Source organism: Metabacillus idriensis, from assembly GCF_009674765.1.
Classification (GTDB): domain Bacteria; phylum Bacillota; class Bacilli; order Bacillales; family Bacillaceae; genus Bacillus_P; species Bacillus_P idriensis.
The window spans coordinates 140657-160720 of the sequence record NZ_WKKF01000004.1; the positions used below are offsets into that span (position 1 = coordinate 140657).

Annotated in this window: 20 protein-coding genes; all 20 read left to right on the forward strand. The window is 38.7% G+C overall.

The window, feature by feature from the left end:
* Positions 1-8 precede the first annotated feature (8 nt).
* The 20 genes from GJU41_RS15345 (at position 9) to GJU41_RS15440 (ending at position 20040) form a co-directional block, all read left to right on the forward strand.
* On the forward strand, positions 9-1235 hold the full coding sequence (locus GJU41_RS15345; RefSeq protein WP_224771425.1) for an O-antigen ligase family protein: 1227 nt from the start codon (positions 9-11) through the stop codon (positions 1233-1235).
* 121 nt (positions 1236-1356) lie between these two features.
* Positions 1357-2514 (forward strand): DegT/DnrJ/EryC1/StrS family aminotransferase, encoded by a 1158-nt coding sequence (locus tag GJU41_RS15350; protein ID WP_070876531.1) that lies wholly within the window; start codon positions 1357-1359, stop codon positions 2512-2514.
* 27 nt (positions 2515-2541) lie between these two features.
* On the forward strand, positions 2542-3792 hold the full coding sequence (locus GJU41_RS15355) for a lipopolysaccharide biosynthesis protein (protein ID WP_070876530.1): 1251 nt from the start codon (positions 2542-2544) through the stop codon (positions 3790-3792).
* A 44-nt stretch (positions 3793-3836) separates the two neighbouring features.
* A complete protein-coding gene (locus GJU41_RS15360) occupies positions 3837-4970 on the forward strand; it encodes a polysialyltransferase family glycosyltransferase (protein ID WP_070876529.1) in 1134 nt (377 codons plus the stop codon).
* Positions 4971-5007: 37 nt separating this feature from the next.
* Positions 5008-5775 carry a metallophosphoesterase gene (locus tag GJU41_RS15365; RefSeq protein WP_070876528.1) on the forward strand — a complete coding sequence of 256 codons (768 nt, stop codon included), beginning with the start codon at positions 5008-5010 and terminating at the stop codon, positions 5773-5775.
* A 47-nt stretch (positions 5776-5822) separates the two neighbouring features.
* A complete protein-coding gene (locus GJU41_RS15370; RefSeq protein WP_070876527.1) occupies positions 5823-6194 on the forward strand; it encodes a hypothetical protein in 372 nt (123 codons plus the stop codon).
* Positions 6187-7656: a GMC family oxidoreductase gene (locus GJU41_RS15375; RefSeq protein ID WP_154319075.1), complete on the forward strand. Its 1470-nt coding sequence runs from the start codon at positions 6187-6189 to the stop codon at positions 7654-7656. The genes GJU41_RS15370 and GJU41_RS15375 overlap by 8 nt, the downstream gene beginning before the upstream one ends.
* A gap of 125 nt (positions 7657-7781) precedes the next feature.
* Positions 7782-8657 carry a decaprenyl-phosphate phosphoribosyltransferase gene (locus GJU41_RS15380; RefSeq protein ID WP_224771101.1) on the forward strand — a complete coding sequence of 292 codons (876 nt, stop codon included), beginning with the start codon at positions 7782-7784 and terminating at the stop codon, positions 8655-8657.
* Positions 8658-8716: 59 nt separating this feature from the next.
* On the forward strand, positions 8717-10123 hold the full coding sequence (locus GJU41_RS15385) for an FAD-binding protein (protein WP_224771422.1): 1407 nt from the start codon (positions 8717-8719) through the stop codon (positions 10121-10123).
* Positions 10120-10860, forward strand: a complete 741-nt coding sequence (locus GJU41_RS15390; RefSeq protein WP_070876524.1) for an SDR family oxidoreductase — start codon at positions 10120-10122, stop codon at positions 10858-10860. Before GJU41_RS15385 ends, GJU41_RS15390 begins: the two co-directional genes overlap by 4 nt.
* Positions 10861-10941: 81 nt before the next feature.
* Positions 10942-11835 (forward strand): lysylphosphatidylglycerol synthase transmembrane domain-containing protein, encoded by an 894-nt coding sequence (locus tag GJU41_RS15395; protein ID WP_154319076.1) that lies wholly within the window; start codon positions 10942-10944, stop codon positions 11833-11835.
* Positions 11836-11851: 16 nt separating this feature from the next.
* Positions 11852-12274, forward strand: a complete 423-nt coding sequence (locus tag GJU41_RS15400; RefSeq protein ID WP_070876522.1) for a divergent PAP2 family protein — start codon at positions 11852-11854, stop codon at positions 12272-12274.
* Between the two features lie 222 nt (positions 12275-12496).
* Positions 12497-14101 carry a glycosyltransferase family 39 protein gene (locus GJU41_RS15405; RefSeq protein ID WP_070876520.1) on the forward strand — a complete coding sequence of 535 codons (1605 nt, stop codon included), beginning with the start codon at positions 12497-12499 and terminating at the stop codon, positions 14099-14101.
* Between the two features lie 85 nt (positions 14102-14186).
* A complete protein-coding gene (locus GJU41_RS15410) occupies positions 14187-14774 on the forward strand; it encodes a YveK family protein (protein WP_154319077.1) in 588 nt (195 codons plus the stop codon).
* Positions 14775-14871: 97 nt separating this feature from the next.
* Complete coding sequence (gene neuC, locus GJU41_RS15415) at positions 14872-16044, forward strand: UDP-N-acetylglucosamine 2-epimerase (protein ID WP_139149104.1); 1173 nt, start codon at positions 14872-14874, stop codon at positions 16042-16044.
* On the forward strand, positions 16041-16946 hold the full coding sequence (locus GJU41_RS15420; RefSeq protein ID WP_154319078.1) for a methionyl-tRNA formyltransferase: 906 nt from the start codon (positions 16041-16043) through the stop codon (positions 16944-16946). The genes neuC and GJU41_RS15420 overlap by 4 nt, the downstream gene beginning before the upstream one ends.
* Positions 16943-17611 (forward strand): PIG-L deacetylase family protein, encoded by a 669-nt coding sequence (locus tag GJU41_RS15425; protein WP_070876516.1) that lies wholly within the window; start codon positions 16943-16945, stop codon positions 17609-17611. The genes GJU41_RS15420 and GJU41_RS15425 overlap by 4 nt, the downstream gene beginning before the upstream one ends.
* Positions 17612-18694 (forward strand): N-acetylneuraminate synthase, encoded by a 1083-nt coding sequence (gene neuB, locus GJU41_RS15430; protein WP_070876515.1) that lies wholly within the window; start codon positions 17612-17614, stop codon positions 18692-18694. It abuts the gene before it with no gap.
* The gene (locus tag GJU41_RS15435; protein WP_224771103.1) at positions 18687-19346 is read left to right on the forward strand and encodes an acetyltransferase; all 660 of its coding nucleotides are present in this window, start codon (positions 18687-18689) and stop codon (positions 19344-19346) included. The genes neuB and GJU41_RS15435 overlap by 8 nt, the downstream gene beginning before the upstream one ends.
* Positions 19339-20040 (forward strand): acylneuraminate cytidylyltransferase family protein, encoded by a 702-nt coding sequence (locus tag GJU41_RS15440; protein WP_070876513.1) that lies wholly within the window; start codon positions 19339-19341, stop codon positions 20038-20040. The genes GJU41_RS15435 and GJU41_RS15440 overlap by 8 nt, the downstream gene beginning before the upstream one ends.
* The last annotated feature ends 24 nt before the right edge of the window (positions 20041-20064 follow it).

Consider the following 20064-nt stretch of genomic DNA (forward strand, 5'->3'; position numbering starts at 1 on the left):
TGAAGTTGGTGAAAAAATTGCAGAAAAAGATAAGCTTTTCGGTTATTTGGTTTTCGGCCGGATTAATTTTATCAACAGCCACACAGCTTAGAATACCAGGATCACCTATTGGGCCAGGGGAGGTTATCCTTCTTCTCTGGATGATGATGACCTTTATTATTCAATTCAAACATAGGGGCATATTTATCACATCGTTATCAAGAAAACTTGTCCCCTTTTGGTTCTTTATGTTTATATGTTTATTTATTGGCACGATGGTCTCTATATATCTCGGAGTATTGGTTCCGGGATTCGGACGAACTTTTTTGGCTTATCTATTTTCTGGCCTCCTGTTTATTGTTCTATCATTCGAAAAAAATTGGAAAACGCAAGTATTAATGATTGCGAAAATAACAGTTTCAGTAACCGTAAGCGTGTTGCTGTTTTTGCTTATATTTAATCCCCGATATTCTACTATTGGACCGATCGATAGCTGGAATGGCAGCATAAGGTTTTTAGGGTGGTCGAAAAACCCAAACCAAGTCGCCATGAATGTCACTATTTTTCTTTATATGAGTCTTTATTTAAGTTCAATCGCAAAAACTTCTCTGCGCAAAGTCTGGTATTTCGGTTTAGCGGGTGCTTGTGTTTGGATTGGAATTGAAACGAAAAGCGATGCAATGTCGGTCGCATTATCAAGTGGATTGGTCATTCTATTCATCTCTTTTTGGATAAGAAAGGCTGCTAATTCACAAATTGGTTATTGGTCAGGAGCATGGTTGAAAGTGTTGCTGCCTGCATTGCTTTGTATTACGGCAGTGATTTTTAGTCCATTAATCTATCAGGGATTAAAACAAGATATTGCAGCAATATCTGAAGAGGGGGACCAAGGAGAACATCGGTTCATATTATGGGAAAACGGAATAAAAGCCATTGAATCCTCCCCTTTATTCGGTCTTGGCCCAGGAGCGTACTCAGGAGAGGATGCTCCCTTTCAGGGCATGGAAGCTCATAACACGTTTATTGATATGGGGATGAATGTGGGGCTTGTAGGAATATGTTTATTTCTTGGTTTCTTATGCTGGATTGGCTATTTATTAATTATAAAAAAAGAGTTTATTTTATTTACTGGCTTAGTGACTGTCATATTTTATACTTTATTTCATTTCACCTTACGACATCCAATGTTCTGGTTTTACTTGTTTTTTATGATTTCAATTTGTATAGATCGAGCAAAATCGATGTTATCAGATTGAATAAACCCCTCCATCTACAACTCCAAAAAAAATAGCCAGAATACCATAAAGACAAATTAATCATCACAATTGTTTTTTTATTGAATAAATTAGGGATAACCATTTGTTAGGAGAATCGTTAATGAAAAATGAAAGAATTTTTTTGTCCTCTCCTCATATTAGCGGGAAAGAAATCGATTATGTAAAAGAGGCGTTTCTTACAAATTGGATTGCACCTTTAGGGCCGCACGTCAATTTATTTGAAAAAGAGTTATCTCAATTCACAGGATCTAAAGGGGCAGTCGCGGTAAATTCAGGCACAGCAGGAATCCACCTTGCGCTAAAGCTTTTAAATGTAGGGAAAGGGGATAATGTGTTTTGCTCTACCTTTACATTTGTTGCAAGTGCCAATCCTATTTTATACGAGGGTGCAACTCCTGTATTTATAGATTCAGAGCCTTCTACATGGAATATGTCTCCTCAGGCGTTAAAAAAAGCTTTTGAAGATGCAGCAAGGGAAGGGAAGCTGCCTAAAGCTGTTATTATCGTCAATTTATATGGACAGAGCGCAGATATGGATCCATTGTTATCCATATGCGAGGAATATCATGTGCCTGTCATTGAAGATGCAGCGGAATCACTTGGTGCGACTTATAAAGGAAAAGCAAGCGGAACCATGGGGAAATTCGGAGTATATTCATTCAACGGGAATAAAATCATTACTTCTTCAGGCGGCGGCATGTTAGTTTCCGATGATGAAGAAGCTCTTGAAAAAGCCCGTTTTTGGGCTACCCAATCCAGAGAGCGGACCAAACATTATGAACATCAGGAAATTGGGTACAATTATCGGCTAAGCAATGTATCAGCCGGTATCGGAAGAGCTCAGCTCCGCGTTCTGGAAAATCGCGTCAATGCCAGAAGGCAAGTATATAAAAATTATTATTCAGCTCTTTCTAATTATAAAGGTATAACATTTATGCCAGAAGCATCGTACGGGAGATCCACTAGATGGTTAACCGTAATGACAATGGAGAAGCAGCTTACTGGCGTTACGCCTCTGGATTTAATTAATCGGCTTGAAGAAGAAAACATTGAAGCCCGGCAGGTATGGAAACCTATGCATCTGCAGCCTTTGTTTAAAAATTATCGATATTATCCCCATCATCCAAATGAAAGTGTATCTGACCTTTTATTTGAAAAAGGAATTTGTTTGCCATCGGGCTCTAATCTTACAATTGATCAGCAAAGCCGGGTTATTAATTGTATTAACTCATTTAATAAAAATCAGGAAGCACCATAAAAAATGCGGAAGAGAGAATAGAAAAAGATGCAGCAACGTCACTCGAAAAGCTACTCTTTCTTAGGAAATGCTCTTATATATACGATAGGTTCCATGATTACCCCTGCAATGGGACTAATTTTACTTCCAGTCTACACGTCGTATTTGACACCTGGAGAATATGGAATCATCACAACAATTCAAGCACTTGCGGGTGTACTGCAGCTGATCATGCTGCTGTCTCTGCATGGAGCCATTGGCAGGCTGTACTACGAGTTTTTAGGAAAACCAAAAGAGCAGGAAAAGTATTTGGGATCTATTTTCCTTTTCGTTCTCCTCTTTTCAAGTGCTCTATCTATCTTTCTGCTTGTTTTTAAAATATTTATTGGAAATTTACTATTTGGAAGTATTCCTCTTGATCCATTTTATGTTTACTTTATACTAATCTCTTTTTTTACATCTCTTTCTTCTATCTATCTTTCCATTATTAGAGTGAAAGAGCGGCCCTGGTCTCTGGTTGGAGGGTACGCATTAAAAAGTCTTCTGCTGCTTTTTATTTCCCTTTTTGTCATTATCAAAATGGAAATGGGAGCCTCCGGTGCGCTGCTTGCCATTCTTATTGCAGAAGGTGCCGTTCTGGTTTTTTATTTCTTCAATTGTAAAAAAGATATCACGTTTTCCATTTCGAAATCGTATATTTGGATGAGTTTGGTGTACAGTATTCCGCTTTTGCCGCATACGTTAAGCAACTGGTTTATAGTTGCTTCAGATCGTATTATCCTCGAAAAATTTATATCGTTGGATCAGTTAGGTTATTATGCTTTAGCTGCCCAGATATCTACTGTCCTTCGAATGCTTTATATGAGTATTAACAGTGCTTATGTTCCAAGATATAACTTGCTGAAAAAATTAGGCAAAACAGCTTCTGCTGAAAAAATGAATATTTATTTTTTAGCCGTTATTTTAATTACGGGAATCTTAGCCATGATGTGTTCAGGCTTTTTATTACGGCTGCTGGCGTCCGAATCATTCTATCCTGCTCAGAGATTTATCCCTTTCTTATTAATCGGGGAAATGTTTCAGGGAGTCAATTTTATCATTGCAGCTAAACTTCTGTACTATAAAAAAACAGGGAGTGTTTCAGCCAGCAGTTTTATAGCAGCGGCTCTAAACATTGTTGTGCTTCTTGCCCTTATTCCATTTATCGGAGTGTGGGGGGCGATTGTTGCGACAATAGCAGCTGAAGGGATACGGTTTGGTTTGAATGTAATGTGGCTAAAAAGAATCAGCCGTTCTTAATTTATGTCTAATGGATATTCTGTAAAATGCGGAGGCTCAACTTGATGAATACAAAGGTATTATTTGTCGTCAGTTCTAATTTCCAGATGATGTTCGCTTATTTTCTAAGCCATTATATGAATGGAGAAGTCCAATATTTAATCCTGGATTCGCAAAATTCGGAAGTGAACGACATTTCTATTAGAGCAGCAGGCAATAACAAAGCCTGGTTGATTCCAAGCTTGAAGAACACGGTGAAAGACTTGGTTTTTGATAATAAAGCTTTGTTTGAACATGTATCTGATATTATCAGGAAGGAATCACCGGCAACGGTTATTTTATTTAAAGACAATGATTTTTTAACTTGTAAGGTGATTGAAACAGCGGCACAAATAGAAGCAAAAATTACACTCGTTCAAGAAGGTGTTGGCATCTACAGATATCCCGAACGGAACTATAAACAATGGTTAAGAATAAAAGTTCCAGTCATTTTGGGATATCCATGGGTATACAGTTTCACACAGGGAATGCATCCAAAAGTGACAGCAATTGCCGCTGCGGAACCTGACATGCTTCCTGCTGTCAAAACCAGATTAAAAGAGGTAATAAAAATTCCTCAACAAGCACCTCCTCGTCATTTATTATATGAATACTCTAAAATCCTTCCCGATCAAACACTGCAAATTTTAAAAGAACATCATTCAGCCAGCCTTTTATATATCGGGCAGCCTTTATCAAAGCTTGGGATACTGAAGACCGAGGAGGAAACAGCATTTCTCCAAACCCTCCTTTTGATTACGAAAAAGAATAATCTCAACCTCTTGGTTAAACCGCATCCTTATGAAGATTTGGATAAATATGATGGTTTTAAAAATGAATTGACGCTGCTATCACATAGTGTACCCGCCGAAATAATTCCTCTCTATCTTTCATTAACTTGCGTTGTCACCCCTTATTCTTCAGCAGCAGACAATATGAGCACATGGTTTCATACTCCTGTGCTCTATGTACATGATCTGTTATTAAAACGACAACTAATCATCGATTATGAATTAAAAGGATCTTTTGTAAAAAATCACACTGAACTAGATGATTTGATTGCAAAATATTCGTGTGAAAGTATGGACTCTCAAAAGCTTTATACAGAGAAAGAATGTGAACTTGACTATCAGCAGTTTGTGACCGCATTGCTTCAATAGCCTTTGCAGAAATGAGATATAGCAAGGAGAATGAAAAATGATGTGGATATTAATAGGAGTAATGCTTATTTTTGTTGCTAGTCACCTGTTATTTGTGTTCCCAACCTGGTGGGTCAAAATCGTTCGGGTGGATACACCTTTAGGACTTAATAAAACGATTCTCCAACTCAGCGATTTTCATGTGGAGAAAATAAGGATATCCCCTAAACGATTAAAAAAACTCATCATGAAAGAAAAAATCGATTACATCTTTTTAACCGGGGATTATCTTGATGAGGCGTGGGCACTTCCAAAATTAGCTGCTTATTTAGACGTTTTGAAAGAATCTTCTATTCCTGTATTTGCTGTTTTAGGTAATCATGATTATCGTCTCCCCGACATTAGTTCTTTAAAGCAGCTATTTGAGACTTATCAAATCAGCCTTCTCGAAAATGAGGCTGTCTCTTTGGACGGCTTTTTCCTGCTGGGCATTGACTCTTATAGAAGAGGATGGAATCGAGTCACCGAAAAGATTATGGCACAGCGGCATAACGAACCGCTAATCGTGCTCTGTCATGATCCAAATTGTTTTGAATACATCACGGCAAAATATGAACTTGCGTTAGCTGGACATTTTCATGGTAAACAAATAAACATTCCTTTTCTTTTTAAATTGAAGCCCATGGGTCCTTTCGCTGAAAAAGGGATCTTTACCGGCAAGCACCAATTAGCGGCAGGAGAACTTTATATTTCAAACGGCCTTGGCCAAACAAGATGGAATATCCGTTTTTTAGTCCGAAGCGAGATGACGATTCACAATGTTTAAGCGTCTATTAAACTATTGGAAGAATGATTAAAAGGGAGACATGATGGATGAAGGTTTTCTTTCATAAAGTGGTTTCGGCCTTATCACAGTCAATTCCATTCCCAATCACGGAAACAATCGAGGTAAATCACTTTACCCAAGAATTAACAGACTTTGTGATAGAGCAATTTCATAGAATGGCCGTTTATTTACAGGCTGCGCTATTTATAGCCACCATATTTTTTGGATTTTATGGTTTATTTGTTGGCGGTAAACTGTTTCAAAATCTTCCTGAAGAGTTGAAAGTTAACCAAATAAAAAGGTGGAAAAATTCTAAGATTAGTTATTTTAGAGATTTTATCCGTTTTTATGAGAGTCTGATTTTTTTAAGGCTGTTTTCAAAATTAGAAGAAGAAATGAGGGGGAATCATCATGACTGATCAAACGCTGACCGCCTCACCCGATCCCGCAGAAGAGTTAAAAAGTGAAATTGTTGTCATTGGCTCTGGACCAGGAGGGGCACTGACTGCATTTTATCTGGCTCAGTCCGGCAGGGATGTTTTGCTGATTGAAGAAGGATCTCTGCAGAGGCTGGAATCAACAAAATCGTATTCTATTGAGGAAATGGTTGAGAAATACCGAAATGGAGGTATTACTCCAATGTTTGGTTCTCCCAAAATTGTTTATGCGGAAGGGCGTGTTGTTGGAGGCGGAAGTGAAGTAAACAGCGGTTTATACCATCGCACCCCTGAACATATTTTAGAAGAATGGAAAAAGAAGTTTGACGTTGATGCATTATCTTTAAAGGACATGCTTCCTCATTTTGAAGCTTGTGAAGAGGCGTTATCGGTATCCCCTCTGCCCCATGAACCCTCAAAACCATCCTTAAAGCTTAAACAGGGAGCAGAAAAGATGGGGTGGGAAGCAGTAGAAGTGCCAAGGTGGTTTACTTATAGTCAGGAGCGTGATAAATACGGCCGATATCTCAGCCATAAACAATCTATGTCAAAAACGTTTATCCCCAAAGCCATTGAACATGGCTGTAAACTTCTTCATGATACCTGGATTAAGTCAATCAAGCAAAATGGAGCAAAGTGGATTTTAAGCGGGAAATATCTAGACAAAAAAGATATAGTCATTGAAACAGAACACTTATTTATTTGCTGCGGCGCTGTACAAACTGCTGCACTTTTAAGAAGAAGCGGAATAAAACAGAACATCGGCAACTCGCTGCAGATCCATCCGACCCTTAAAGTAATTGGGCAGTTTGAAGAAAACGTGAATGATTTTGAATTGGGGGTACCTGTTTATCAAGTCAAAAACTTTGCTCCCAGACTTAGCTTCGGCTGTTCTATTAGTTTGCCATCCTATTTAGCGGCAGGAATGATTGATCATCCTGATTTTTTGAATGAAATCGTCTCTAATTGGGAGAAGATGGCTGTTTATTATACGATGATAACTGGGCATGGAAGAGGAACAATCAGAACAATTCCGGGCTTTAGAGATCCGGTTATACGCTATCATCTGACTGAAGAAGATTTAAGGGATCTTTCGGAAGGACTCTATAAGATTTCTTCCTTGCTTTTTGAAGGTGGCGCATCAGCTGTTCATCCCAGTGTAGCTGGAATGAAGAGGTTCAGTAACCCATCACATTTGAAGGATATCCCGGAGATCCTTTCAAAAACGAAAACAAATTTAATGACAATTCATCTGTTTTCATCCTGTCCAATGGGAGAAAAGAAAGAAATTTGCGCCGCAGATTCTTTCGGGAAAGTGCATGGTTTTTCAAATTTATACATTTCTGACGCCAGTTTATTATGTTCTGCTCCAGGGGTAAATCCTCAAGGTTCCATCATGGCAGTTTCAAGAAGGAATGTCCTTAAGTTTTTGGGTAAGCTTTGAAAAATAACCGTAAGCTTATACCTATTTTCTGGAGAACACTTCACAGTTTATTCAGACAATCATATGATGGACTAAATTCATCTATGGAGGATTACTGATGATCTATAACAATGAAGTGGTTAATCATGGAACTCTCTAAGATTCCAAAGGGAGCGTATCTTCTCTTTAAACAATTACGTCCAAAACAATGGACCAAAAATCTCATTGTTTTTGCAGCTCCCCTTTTCTCGATGCAGCTTATGCATGAAGGTGTGTTTTTAAAATCCTTAATCGGTTTCTTTTTATTTTGTTTCGTTTCCAGCTGCGTATATATCCTGAACGATTTTGTCGACCGGAAAGCTGACAGGATGCACCCTGAAAAAAAACATCGCCCGATGGCTTCTGGTGCTCTAAATCCCCTTTTGGCACTGACATTCGGATTTCTCCTTCTTATTTCCTCCATATGGGCAGCAAACATATTTAATTCTTTATTTGCGATATGCCTATCCATTTATTTCATTATAAATGTGCTCTACTCCTTGAAGTTAAAACATATCGTCTTGCTGGATATTTTATTAATTGCATCAGGCTTCGTATTGCGGGCAGTTGGAGGCGCACTTGTTATTAATGTGCCATTAACAGAATGGTTTTTACTTTGTGCTTTATGGTTATCGATGTTCCTGGCTGTCAGTAAGAGGAGACATGAGCTTTTTTTACTGCAAAAAACACAAGAAACGCATCGCAAAGTCTTAAAAAATTATTCAATCGCACTGCTTGATCAATATAATAGCATCTTTACTACTGCCACTATCATTAGTTACGCTCTCTTCGCTTTTAGTTCGGAACACTCAGAAATATTAATGTGGAGTATTCCATTGGTGCTGTACGGGATTTGCCGCTACCTTTATTTAATTCATCAGGAGGGAAAAGGAGGCAAACCGGAACAAGTTTTACTGGAAGATAAACCTATATTAATAACGACTATCATATATGTTCTTTATATTTTTATTACTCTTACCTGAATAAAAGTTAGTGAGCCACTATTTTTTTCGTGAGAATATCCCTCATATCAGGAGTCTTTATGCCAAAAACAGCTTTTGTCAAAAATACGACAGATGAAAGGAACAAAAAAATGTTTCGTAAAGAGAAAATAGGCGGATGGGGGAATTACCCCATAGAAGAATGTTTCGTTTATCGACCTGAAAATCTGAGTGATTTAAGGGAACTGGTTGAATGGCAGGATGATTCGTGCAGAATTCCAAGGGGAAATGGCAGAAGCTATGGGGATACAGCCTTAAACGGGGGTCATTCGCTTCTCTTACTGACAAAATTTAATCGGTTCCTCTCATTTGATTCTGAGAAAGGGATTTTGGAATGTGAAGGGGGAACTATGCTAGAAGAAATCATTGAGTTCTTTTTGCCGAGAGGATATTTCCTACCCGTCACTCCAGGGACAAAATTCGTTACCTTAGGCGGAGCTATTGCGAATGATGTTCATGGAAAAAATCATCACCGTGGGGGCTGTCTTTCCGAACACATTTTGGATTTTAAGCTGCTGACGGCCTCAGGAGAAATCCTGACCTGTTCGAGAGTACAAAACAAGGATTTGTTTTGGGCAACGGCAGGCGGAATTGGACTTACCGGAATCATCCTAAGCGCACGTATTCGACTGATCCAAATCGAAAGTGCCATGATCGATGTTGACTATCTAATAGCCAAGAACCTTGAGGAAGCATTCGAGTTGTTCCGTCAGCATGATCATAAGTATGACTATTCTGTTGCTTGGATTGATTGTTTGGCAGCAGGAGAAACGCTTGGACGTTCTATTTTAATGTTAGGGAACCATTCTCCTCGTACAAAAATAAACTCACATTCACTGGAAACAAAGTCTGCATTCAAATGGAATGTACCGGCTTCAATGCCTCCTTCTCTATTAAACCCATTGACTATTAAAGGGTTTAATCAATTCTATTATAGCTCTTTCAAGGACGGATCTCATAAAACCATCGACTATAATTCCTATTTTTATCCTTTGGATTCCATTCTGAACTGGAATCGCCTATATGGGAAAAAAGGGTTTGTACAGTATCAGGCCGTCTTTCCGGAAGAGACCAGCATGGCAGGATTGACAGAGATGCTAAAGAAGCTGAGTGAATCTCAAAAGGCTTCTTTCTTGGCAGTATTAAAAAGTTTTGGAACACAAAACGAGGGTCTGCTGTCCTTTCCTTTTAAAGGACATACACTGGCACTTGATTTTCCGGTTAAAGATGGCACAATCTTTCCATTTTTAAAGGAACTGGATGAATTGGTTCTTCGTTACAATGGCCGAATATACCTTGCTAAAGATTCAGTTTTAGATCCACGCACCTTTGAGGCGATGTATCCTGATTTGGATAAATTCAAAAAGATAAAAAAGGAAATCGATCCAAAAGGAATTTTTTCATCTTCCATGTCCAGAAGACTTGCGATAACGGGGGATTGTCAATGAACCAGGTACTTATTGCATGTGCAATGTCCGGAATCTCAAAAGCGTTAGCTTATCATTTAGCCTCCAACAAGGTAAACCTCATTCTTGCGGGAAGAAACATGGAAGAACTGGAGAGGCTTGCAGCCGATCTGGAAATCCGGTATGGAATCCATCCAAAGACCGTCTATTTTGACGCTTTAAAAGAAGAAAACTATTCGGCTTTTTTTAATAAATGCATAGAACTTGGAGGTCATTTGGACGGAATGATTCTATCCTATGGGCTCATGTCTGACCAAAAAGAAATGGAACAAAACGGTTCCTTGATTCGTGAAATGATGCACGTTAATTTTACGTCTTCCGTTTTACTTCTTGAAGAAGCAGCCAGGTATTTTGAGAAGAAACAAGACGGTTTTATTTGTGCCATATCGTCCGTTGCCGGAGACCGCGGCAGACGGAGCAATTACATTTATGGTGCTTCGAAAGGGGGCATGACGGTTTATTTGCAGGGGTTAAGAAATCGGCTTGCTCATTCAAAGGTAAATGTACTAACCGTAAAACCCGGTTTTGTTGACACAAAAATGACCTATGGTTTACTCAAGCCAACCATTCTAGTAGCCAGTCCCCAAAAAATAGCCGCCTCGATCTACAAGTCTATTTTAAAGAAAAAAGAGATTCTCTACACCCCGTGGTATTGGCTTTATATTATGAAGGTCATTCGATTGATTCCTGAAAAACTATTTAAACTAATGAAATGGTAAGGATGCTGCAGCCATGGTGAAACAAAAAAAAGAACTGGATAGGAAAAAAAACTTTCATCCAAAATTGTCACAGGCTTCGTAATGGGGGTCATAACCCTTTCTGTCTTTCTTCTTTGGGGAGATGTTCAGAAAATAACCGGAACGGTGCTGTCAATCGAATGGTCCGTTATCATTTTTGCGATTGTATGCACTTTAATTAGTTATGTTTTTCGGTTCATCAAATGGCATTACCTGCTTAACCAGCAAAAAATCGAATTAAATGTAAAAGACAGTTTCAATATTTGGTTTATTGGCCATTGCATGTCTATGACACCTGGAAAAGTAGGGGAATTCATAAAGTCGTATTCGTTGAAAAGATGTTTTCAGGTAGAGGTACATGTGTCTGCTCCCGTTATTTTTACGGATTTATTGTCTGATTTTCTTGCAATGGTTTTATTGGCTTCGCTGGGAGTAGTTATTTTTCAATTTGGTTTTCTCTTTTTTTTAACAGTTCTGATTGGCACCATCATGCTGCTCGTAATTTTACAGTCGAGAAAAACGGTTCGCTGGATCATCGAAAAAATAACGATGTTTTCTATCGTCCGAAAGCACAAGGAACAATTGGGACTGTTTTATGACAGTATTTACAGGTTAATCGGCCTGAAAAATTCATTGATTTCATTTGGACTAAGTTTAGTTGCATGGTTTATGGAATGCGTATCCATGCTTATTATCCTCAATGGACTGGGCATAGACCTCCATCTTCTCCATTCGATTTTCATTTTCTCGTTTTCAACGTTAGCGGGAGCATTATCGATGATTCCCGGCGGGTTGGGGATTGCAGAAGGCAGTTTAACAGGGATGCTGCTTTATTTCGGACTTGATAAGTCAATCGCTGTTTCCGTGACATTAGTGGTTCGATTAGTCACCTTGTGGCTGGGATTTTTTGTCGGATTACTCGTTTATTTAAGAACAAGAAAAAGGTATCAGCTTTAAGTGGAGGAGGATAAGAATGTTGTATTTCCTGGCACCTTTCATTGGATGGCTCGTTTCCGGTTCAATGAAATTTCTTATTCATTATTATCAATACGGCTATAAGCTTGCATTAAGGAAAATTGGAAATGGCGGATTTCCAAGCACCCATACAACGGTTGTGATGACTCCAACAACATTGATTGGGCTAAACGAAGGGTTTTTCAGTCCTCTTTTTGGATTAGGAATAACGATCTTATGGCTTGTATTCATTGATGCAACAGGTTTAAGAAGATATGTCGGGGAACATGCAAAAAGATTGAACACCTTGAATCGAAGATTTGCAGCTGAAGATCTAAACAAATTACTTAGAGAAGAGGTTGGCCATTCCAAATTAGAGGTTGTTGGGGGAATCATCCTCGGTTTTCTGCTTGGTTTGCTACTGGATACTCTTTGGAATTAGCTTCTCGAGATTGTCCTGCTTGTTTAAGCGCAAGGTCATCAGATAAGGTCTGCAATTGGTCCAGCTTTCACGGCTTCTGAGTTTCCTAAGTGCGCTTATGACTGTAAGCAAGACCGCTGCTTTCCTTACAGAAAGTCTTCGCTGCCCTGCGTCGGAAATCCCAAATGATGTAACTTTCGTATTATAAAAAGCAACTGTAAAAGAAAGGAGAATTATCAGGTTTTGAACAAGATAAAGAAATTTATTCAATCAAGAAATGAATTTGTTATTCCCATTCTCTTTGCTATCCTTTTAGTTCCACTATCATATTTTCATAATACATTTGAAGAGTGGGATGGCGTCATGCAATTATTTGCGGGCCGCGCTATTTTTGACGGAGAAGGGTATGCAGGATGGCCCTCCCACTATTGGCCACCATTGTATTCATTGCTTGCAGGTTTCCTTGATTTATTTATGCCTGGATTTTTAGCATCTAAGCTCATCTCGCATGCTGCGGGGGTTCTGCTTCTTTATGTGGTCTATAAGTTAGCCATGGAACTAACGAAGGATGAGTCGACCGCATTATTATCACAACTGTTTTTAGTGGTAAATCCGCTCTATTTGCTCTCCTCCCTTCAGGCTGAAAATCATATGCTGGATTCTCTTTTTTTTGTATCAAGCATTTTATTATTATTTCGATCATTGAAATTCCCTGGATCCAAAGAATTTATTGTTTTAGGCGTGATGGCTGGATTAGCAGGATTAACAAGATATACGAGTTATATCCTTGTTCCATTAATCATATTAACCGTCTTACTTGCATTTAATTGGAAAAAGGCATGGAAACCGTTAATATTATTTGTTGTTTCATTTTCGGTTGTTTCATCTCCATGGTGGCTCCATAACTCACTTTTGAATGGGTCTCCTTTTGCTACATGGCAATATATTAACATCGGGTATGGGCTGTTTGATCGAAATCCATTGTGGTGGTGGAAATGGCATGCAGATTATAACGGGATTTCAGATATCATTTTGTCGAATCCCTGGGCATTTATCCAGCATGTATTTTCAAATATGCTGATAAGTCTCCTTTTAATGGTAGGAACTTGCGCGGCTTTAAGTCCTTTTGTTCTGCCTGCCTGGATAAGCAGCCCATTTAGGATTAAGAAGATATACTCAGTAAGTCTGTTAACTGGTGTGGTTTTATTTATTTTTCTAGTCTCTCAAGCGTTTGTGTTTCCACAGGTTTTTCTTAGCTGGACTGTTGTGTTCACTATTTTATCTATTCATTTTATCATCACATACTTAGTCCGTTATGAAAGAAGGCACTCGTTTTTAAAGGTGATGTTAAAAAGTGTTATAAGTATATTATTTTGCTGCGGGCTTTTGACTACGGGTTATTTAACGCATCAATACATTAAAGGAGACGATTACGATGGCGGACAGCTGGCAGATTACAAAGCTATCACTGAGACACTTAAAGCCTATGATCCGGATATCGGGCATAAAACAGTGATGGCAGTAAATCCTGCATGGGCCTACTACTTAGGATCACAATTTATAATGATGCCTTTGTATTATGAAGGAGAGGTAGCTGGAATTTATACCTACGAAGCTCTTGATGAAAAAGTCATACAGCATGCACAAAACACCTATGGCAGCCCGTTCATTCCGCCTGTAAAAAGCGACTATCTTATTTTTGATCGATTTACGGTAAATTACCTTCCTCAGTTTTCCTTTTTATTTAATCCGCACTCTAGTCAAGTCCCGTCTACTTTTCATTTAGTTTATCAATCGAAAGAGGTTGTAGTTTATGAATTAAAAGAGGTGATCCCGTCTGAAAAATGAGTTAAATCCAAGACTTATCACTTAGTAAGTGTAAATACATTTTAAGATTGCATAACTCGATAAAGAAAAAAGAAAGGACAATAAAATGGAAGATAAGCCAATCGTTTTTAAGGATTACGCTTCAATGTTGTGGAAATATTCCTGGATGATTGTATTAATCACTTTGCTTTTCACCACTGCAAGTGCTGTTATGAGTTTTTACGTCATTAAACCGATTTATCAAGCGCAGGCTGAAATTTTAGTGAACGAGGTAAATGATGAAGACGAAGAGCATTTCATCAATCTTGACAATCAATTTGATTTAATGGGTACGTATATAGAGATTTTAAAAAGCCCCCGTACTGTTGAAGGTGTGGAAAAGGAACTTGCCAAGGCGGGTGATATGGAGAACCTTGAACAAAAAGTGCAAATAGAGGGTGCTGAAGATGCACTGGTCATAAAAATTAAAGTTCAAAACGAATCACCTCAGAAAGCAGCTGAAATTGCCAATATCTATGCCGAGTATTTCCAAAAGGATATTCAAAAGTTAATGAAAATCGATAACGTCCAGCTCCTTTCCAAAGCCAAAAGCAATTATACACCGGTAAATCCAAATCCCTTTTTTATTATTAGCATTGGCTTTGTACTGGGAATTATGATCCTCATTGATTGTTTTTTTGCTTGGAAAACCTGATAGGAAAACGAAAAACAGTGATAGGGGATAAAATGCATTCATATATTGTGATGGAATAACAATTAGCTTCTTAATCCAAAAAAAATGAGTGATGGATTTGAATGAACGGAAAATATGTGTGGTTACTGGCACTAGAGCTGAATATGGATTGTTATATTGGCTTATGAAAGAAATTGATGCGGATCATGATTTATTGCTGCAGACTGTAGTGACAGGAATGCATTTATCACCTGAATTCGGCTTGACTTATAAAGTGATTGAGCAAGATGGATTTAAGATTGATGAAAAGGTGGAAATGCTTTTATCAAGTGATACACCAGTGGGTATTGCTAAATCAATGGGTATTGCAACAATGGGATTTGCCGAGTCTTTTGAGAGGCTAAAGCCAGATATAGTTGTTGTCCTGGGTGACCGTTATGAAATTCTGGCTGCAGCTCAGGCAGCTATGGTGGCAAGAATCCCAATTGCGCATTTACACGGAGGAGAAACTACAGAGGGATTAATCGATGAGGCAATAAGACATTCAGTGACAAAGATGGCCCATTTCCATTTTGTTGGGGCTGACCCATACCGCAAAAGGGTTATTCAATTAGGGGAACATCCAGAACGGGTGTGGAATACAGGGGCTGCTTCCATCGATAATATCCGTCGTTTAAAACTATTAGAAAAAGAAGAATTTGAAAAATCTATTCAATTTAAATTAGGGAGAAAAAACTTTCTCATAACCTACCATCCGATTACATTAAGTAAAATTGGTCCTCTAAATGCCATAAAAGAACTTTTTAAAGCGATGGACACATTTAGGGATGTGCATATGATTTTTACCAAATCTAATTCTGATACAGAAGGCCGTGTTATTAACCAAATGATTGATGAATACGTCCTTTTGAATCCTGAAAGGTCAATTGCATTTACTTCTATGGGGCAATTACGGTATTTGAGCGCTATTAAACACTCGGATGTGGTGATTGGGAATTCATCGAGCGGATTGGTCGAAGCTCCTTTTCTGCAAAAACCAACTGTCAATTTAGGAGATCGCCAGAAAGGAAGACTAAGAGCCAGTTCTATCGTCGATTGCATAGAGAGCTCTAATGAAATAGTTCTAGCTATTAACAAAGCATTATCTGCTGAATTTCAGCAAAAATTGAAAAATGTTACTTCTCCGTATGGCACTGGAAATGTAGCTGAAAAAATTAAAAAGATTCTGAAGGAAGTTTCGCTTGACGATTTACTAATGAAAAAATTTTATGATATGGAGCATGGCGAATGAAAGTGATCGTTATTGGCTGTGTGCAGTTCAGCTGCCAAGTGCTCAAGCAGCTAGTATCAATTCAAAGTTCAGCAATCGAAATTATCGGGGTCATTACACGAAGACAATCAAAAATCAATTCTGATTTTTGTTCGTTAGAACCCCTTGCAAACGCAAACAGCATTCCTTGTTTTATCGCGGAAGGCAATAATCAACTATCAATGGCCAGCTGGCTGCAAGACATGAAGCCGGATGTCATTTACTGCTTTGGATGGTCTTATTTATTGAAACAAGAGATTTTATCTATTCCTAAATTAGGGGTCATTGGCTATCACCCTGCCGCTTTGCCTCAAAACAGAGGAAGGCATCCAATCATTTGGGCTCTCTCCCTTGGTCTGGAACAAACAGCTTCCACTTTCTTTGTCATGGATGAAGGAGCAGATTCAGGTGAGATCATCAGTCAACGATTTGTAGCGATTGAGAAAACAGATGATGCAGGCACATTGTACCAAAAATTAACTGAGACGGCACTCGTACAAATTGCTGAATTTACTAAGAATTTCGCTGCAGGAACGATTGTGAAATGTCCTCAAAATGATTCCTATGCTAACTATTGGAGAAAAAGGTCATTTAAAGACGGGAAAATCGACTGGAGAATGAGTGCAGAAGGGATCTATAACCTGGTAAGGGCGTTAACCCGGCCTTATCCTGGTGCCCATTGTATGTTTAACGATAGAGAAGTTAAAATATGGAAAGTAAAAATTGTGGAAGATTCAGCCTTTATATCCAGCATAAAAAACTTGGAACCCGGAAAAGTATTGAAATTCGGCAATTCAGCTAACGTTGTTAAATGCGGGGATGGTGCCGTACAGCTTATTGAGCATGAATTTAATGATCTTCTTAAGGAAGGGAGTTATTTATGAGTACAATTTTGGTCATAGCACCTCACCCGGATGATGAGACGTTAGGCTGTGGAGGAGCGCTGCTCAGGCATAAAAAAAATGGGGATTCCATTCACTGGTTAATTGTTACGGCAATAACCGCTGAGCGCGGATTTACCAAGGAGCGTATTGAAAAAAGAGAGATGGAAATCACTCAAGCAGCTGCTCTTTACGAGTTTGACTCTGTTACTAAACTCGGTTTTCCAACAGCACGGTTAGATACCGTGCCGCTAGAAGAGCTGGTTCAAAAAATTGGAGAAACGATTCAGAGAATCCGTCCTGATATCGTTTATCTTCCACATCCCGGAGATATTCACAGCGATCATAAATTTGTGTTTGACAGCGGCATGTCCTGTACAAAATGGTTTCGCTATCCATTCGTAAAACGCATACTCGTCTATGAAACCCTTTCAGAAACAGAACTTGGAATTAATCCAGCCTATGTAAAGTTCAGCCCGAATGTATATGTTGATATAACCAGTTTCCTTGATCAAAAAATTGAAATCATGAAGGTTTTCCAAAGTGAAATGGGAGAATTTCCTTTTCCAAGGAGCGAACAGGCAATAAGAGCCCTGTCCTCTTATAGGGGCGCTTCCTCGGGATTTCAATTTGCAGAAGGATATATATTGATAAAGGAAGTGATCTGAATGTGTAAAACATTTATCATCGCAGAAGCGGGGGTTAATCATAATGGAAGCATTCAGCTCGGGAAAGAATTAATTGAGGGTGCGGCAAAAGCAGGGGCAGATGCCATAAAATTTCAAACGTTTGTAACAGACTATATTTTAACGGATAAAGCAGCAAAGGCTGATTATCAAATAAAATCTACAGATCCAGCAGAATCCCAGATTGAGATGGTGAAAAAGCTGGAGTTAAGCCCCAAAATGCATGAAGAACTAATCGGGCATTGTAAAAAGAACAACATTCAATTTCTGTCAACGCCCTTTGATGAACCAAGTGTTGATCTCCTGGTTAATACATTTAACATCCCCATTCTGAAGATTGCATCAGGTGAAATTACAAATGCACCGCTATTACTCAAGATGGCAAGGATGGGCAAGCCGATTATTTTATCCACCGGGGTGAGTACGATAGCGGATGTCGAGAAAGCTTTAGGTGTTCTGGCCTTCGGCTACCAAGTACCGCAACGGCATACACCATCAATAGAAGCTTTTGAACAAGCTTTTTGCAGTGAAGAAGGACAGAAGCTTTTGCAGACTAATGTGACACTGCTGCACTGCACTTCTGAATATCCTGCCCCCTTTAGCGAGGTGAATTTAAATGTGATGGATACATTAAGGCAAACATTTTCCCTTCCCGTTGGATATTCAGATCATACGAAAGGAATTGCCGTTCCAATAGCCGCTGTAGCAAAGGGAGCCGTTGTCATTGAAAAGCATATTACATTGGATTGTAATCTCCCTGGTCCTGACCATAAGGCATCCCTTGAACTAGAAGAATTCACTGAAATGGTTTCCGCTATTCGTCAGGTTGAAGCTTCTCTAGGTCAATCCCTTAAAATCCCTTCTTTTTCTGAAGTGAAAAACAAATCCGTCATACGAAAGAGTATTGTAACTTCTAGGAAGGTAAATAAAGGTGAAACGTTTACAGCTGATAATTTAACGATTAAAAGACCGGGAGATGGGCTATCGCCATTTTATTATTGGGATTATATCGGAAGAACGGCGAACAAAACGCATCAAAAAAATGAGCAGGTTTCTTTTGAATAAGCCGCTGATTATTATAGGCTGCGGAGGGCATGCCTCAGTATTAGAAGATATTTTAATCTCTCAAAATCGATACATTTTAGGCTATACAGATGATAGGCCCGTGATCAAGTATACTTCAAGTCCCATTTTAGGAAATCAGGAAAAAATTTTAGAATATCAGCCAGATCAAATCAAGCTGGTAAATGGGATTGGTTCAGTAGGTTATACCAAAATAAGAGAATATATTTTTAGGAAGTTTAAAAAATTAGGTTATACCTTTGAAACTATTATTCATCCTTCAGCCATCATTGCAACAAAGGTTGTCATAGAGGAGGGGGGCCAAATTATGGCAGGCACTGTCATTCAGCCGGGTGTGATTATTGGGGCGAATTCAATCATCAATACGAAAACATCCGTTGACCATGATTGTGTAATTGGAAAACATGTCCATTTGGCGCCGGGTGTTACATTATCAGGAAACGTTCATGTTGAAAGACGCTGTCATGTAGGCACAGGAGCAACCGTTATTCAAGGAATTCATATTGGAGAAGCTGCGTTAGTCGGAGCAGGGGCTCTTGTGAATAAAAATGTAAAGAAAGGAACAAAGGTTATTGGAGTACCGGCAAAGGAAGCAGCTAAAGGAATTCGATATCAGGAGGAACCACATGATTAATGGTGAACGTATATTGGCGATTATACCGGCAAGGGGCGGTTCAAAGGGGGTTCCAGGTAAAAATATACGGCCTTTAGCAGGTAAGCCTCTATTGGCGTGGACAATTGAAGAAGCTAAAAAATCAAGGTATATAGACAGGCTGGTGTTATCTTCAGAAGATAGCGAAATCATTGAAGCAGCCAGAAAATACGGGTGTGATGTCCCGTTTATTCGGCCGAAAAAACTGGCATTAGATCAATCTTCAAATGCTGAAGTTATTTTGCATTCCCTTCAGCATCTTGATGGATACGATTGGGTTATGCAGCTTCAGCCGACTTCTCCGTTCCGTTCAGCAAACGACATTGATCAATGTATTGAATATTGTATCAAGAAAAAGGCTGATGCTTGCTTATCTGTAACTGAAACCGAAAAAAGCCCTTTTTGGATGTATTTTATGGATCAGGAAGCGAAATTAAAAAAAGTAATTGATTCTAATAAAATAGCAATGAATCGTCAAGAATTGCCTGACGTATTCTCCGTAAATGGAGCCATTTACTTAGCTAAATGTAATTGGTTCAAAAGAAATAAAAGCTTTCTTTCAAAGGAGACAATTGGATTTAAAATGCCTAAGGAGCGTTCGTTAGATATCGATACAGAGTGGGATTTTAGATTAGCGGCCCTTATAAAAAATGATCAAAACTTAGGGGAAGAATAAAAGCAGACTATAATTAAAAAATAA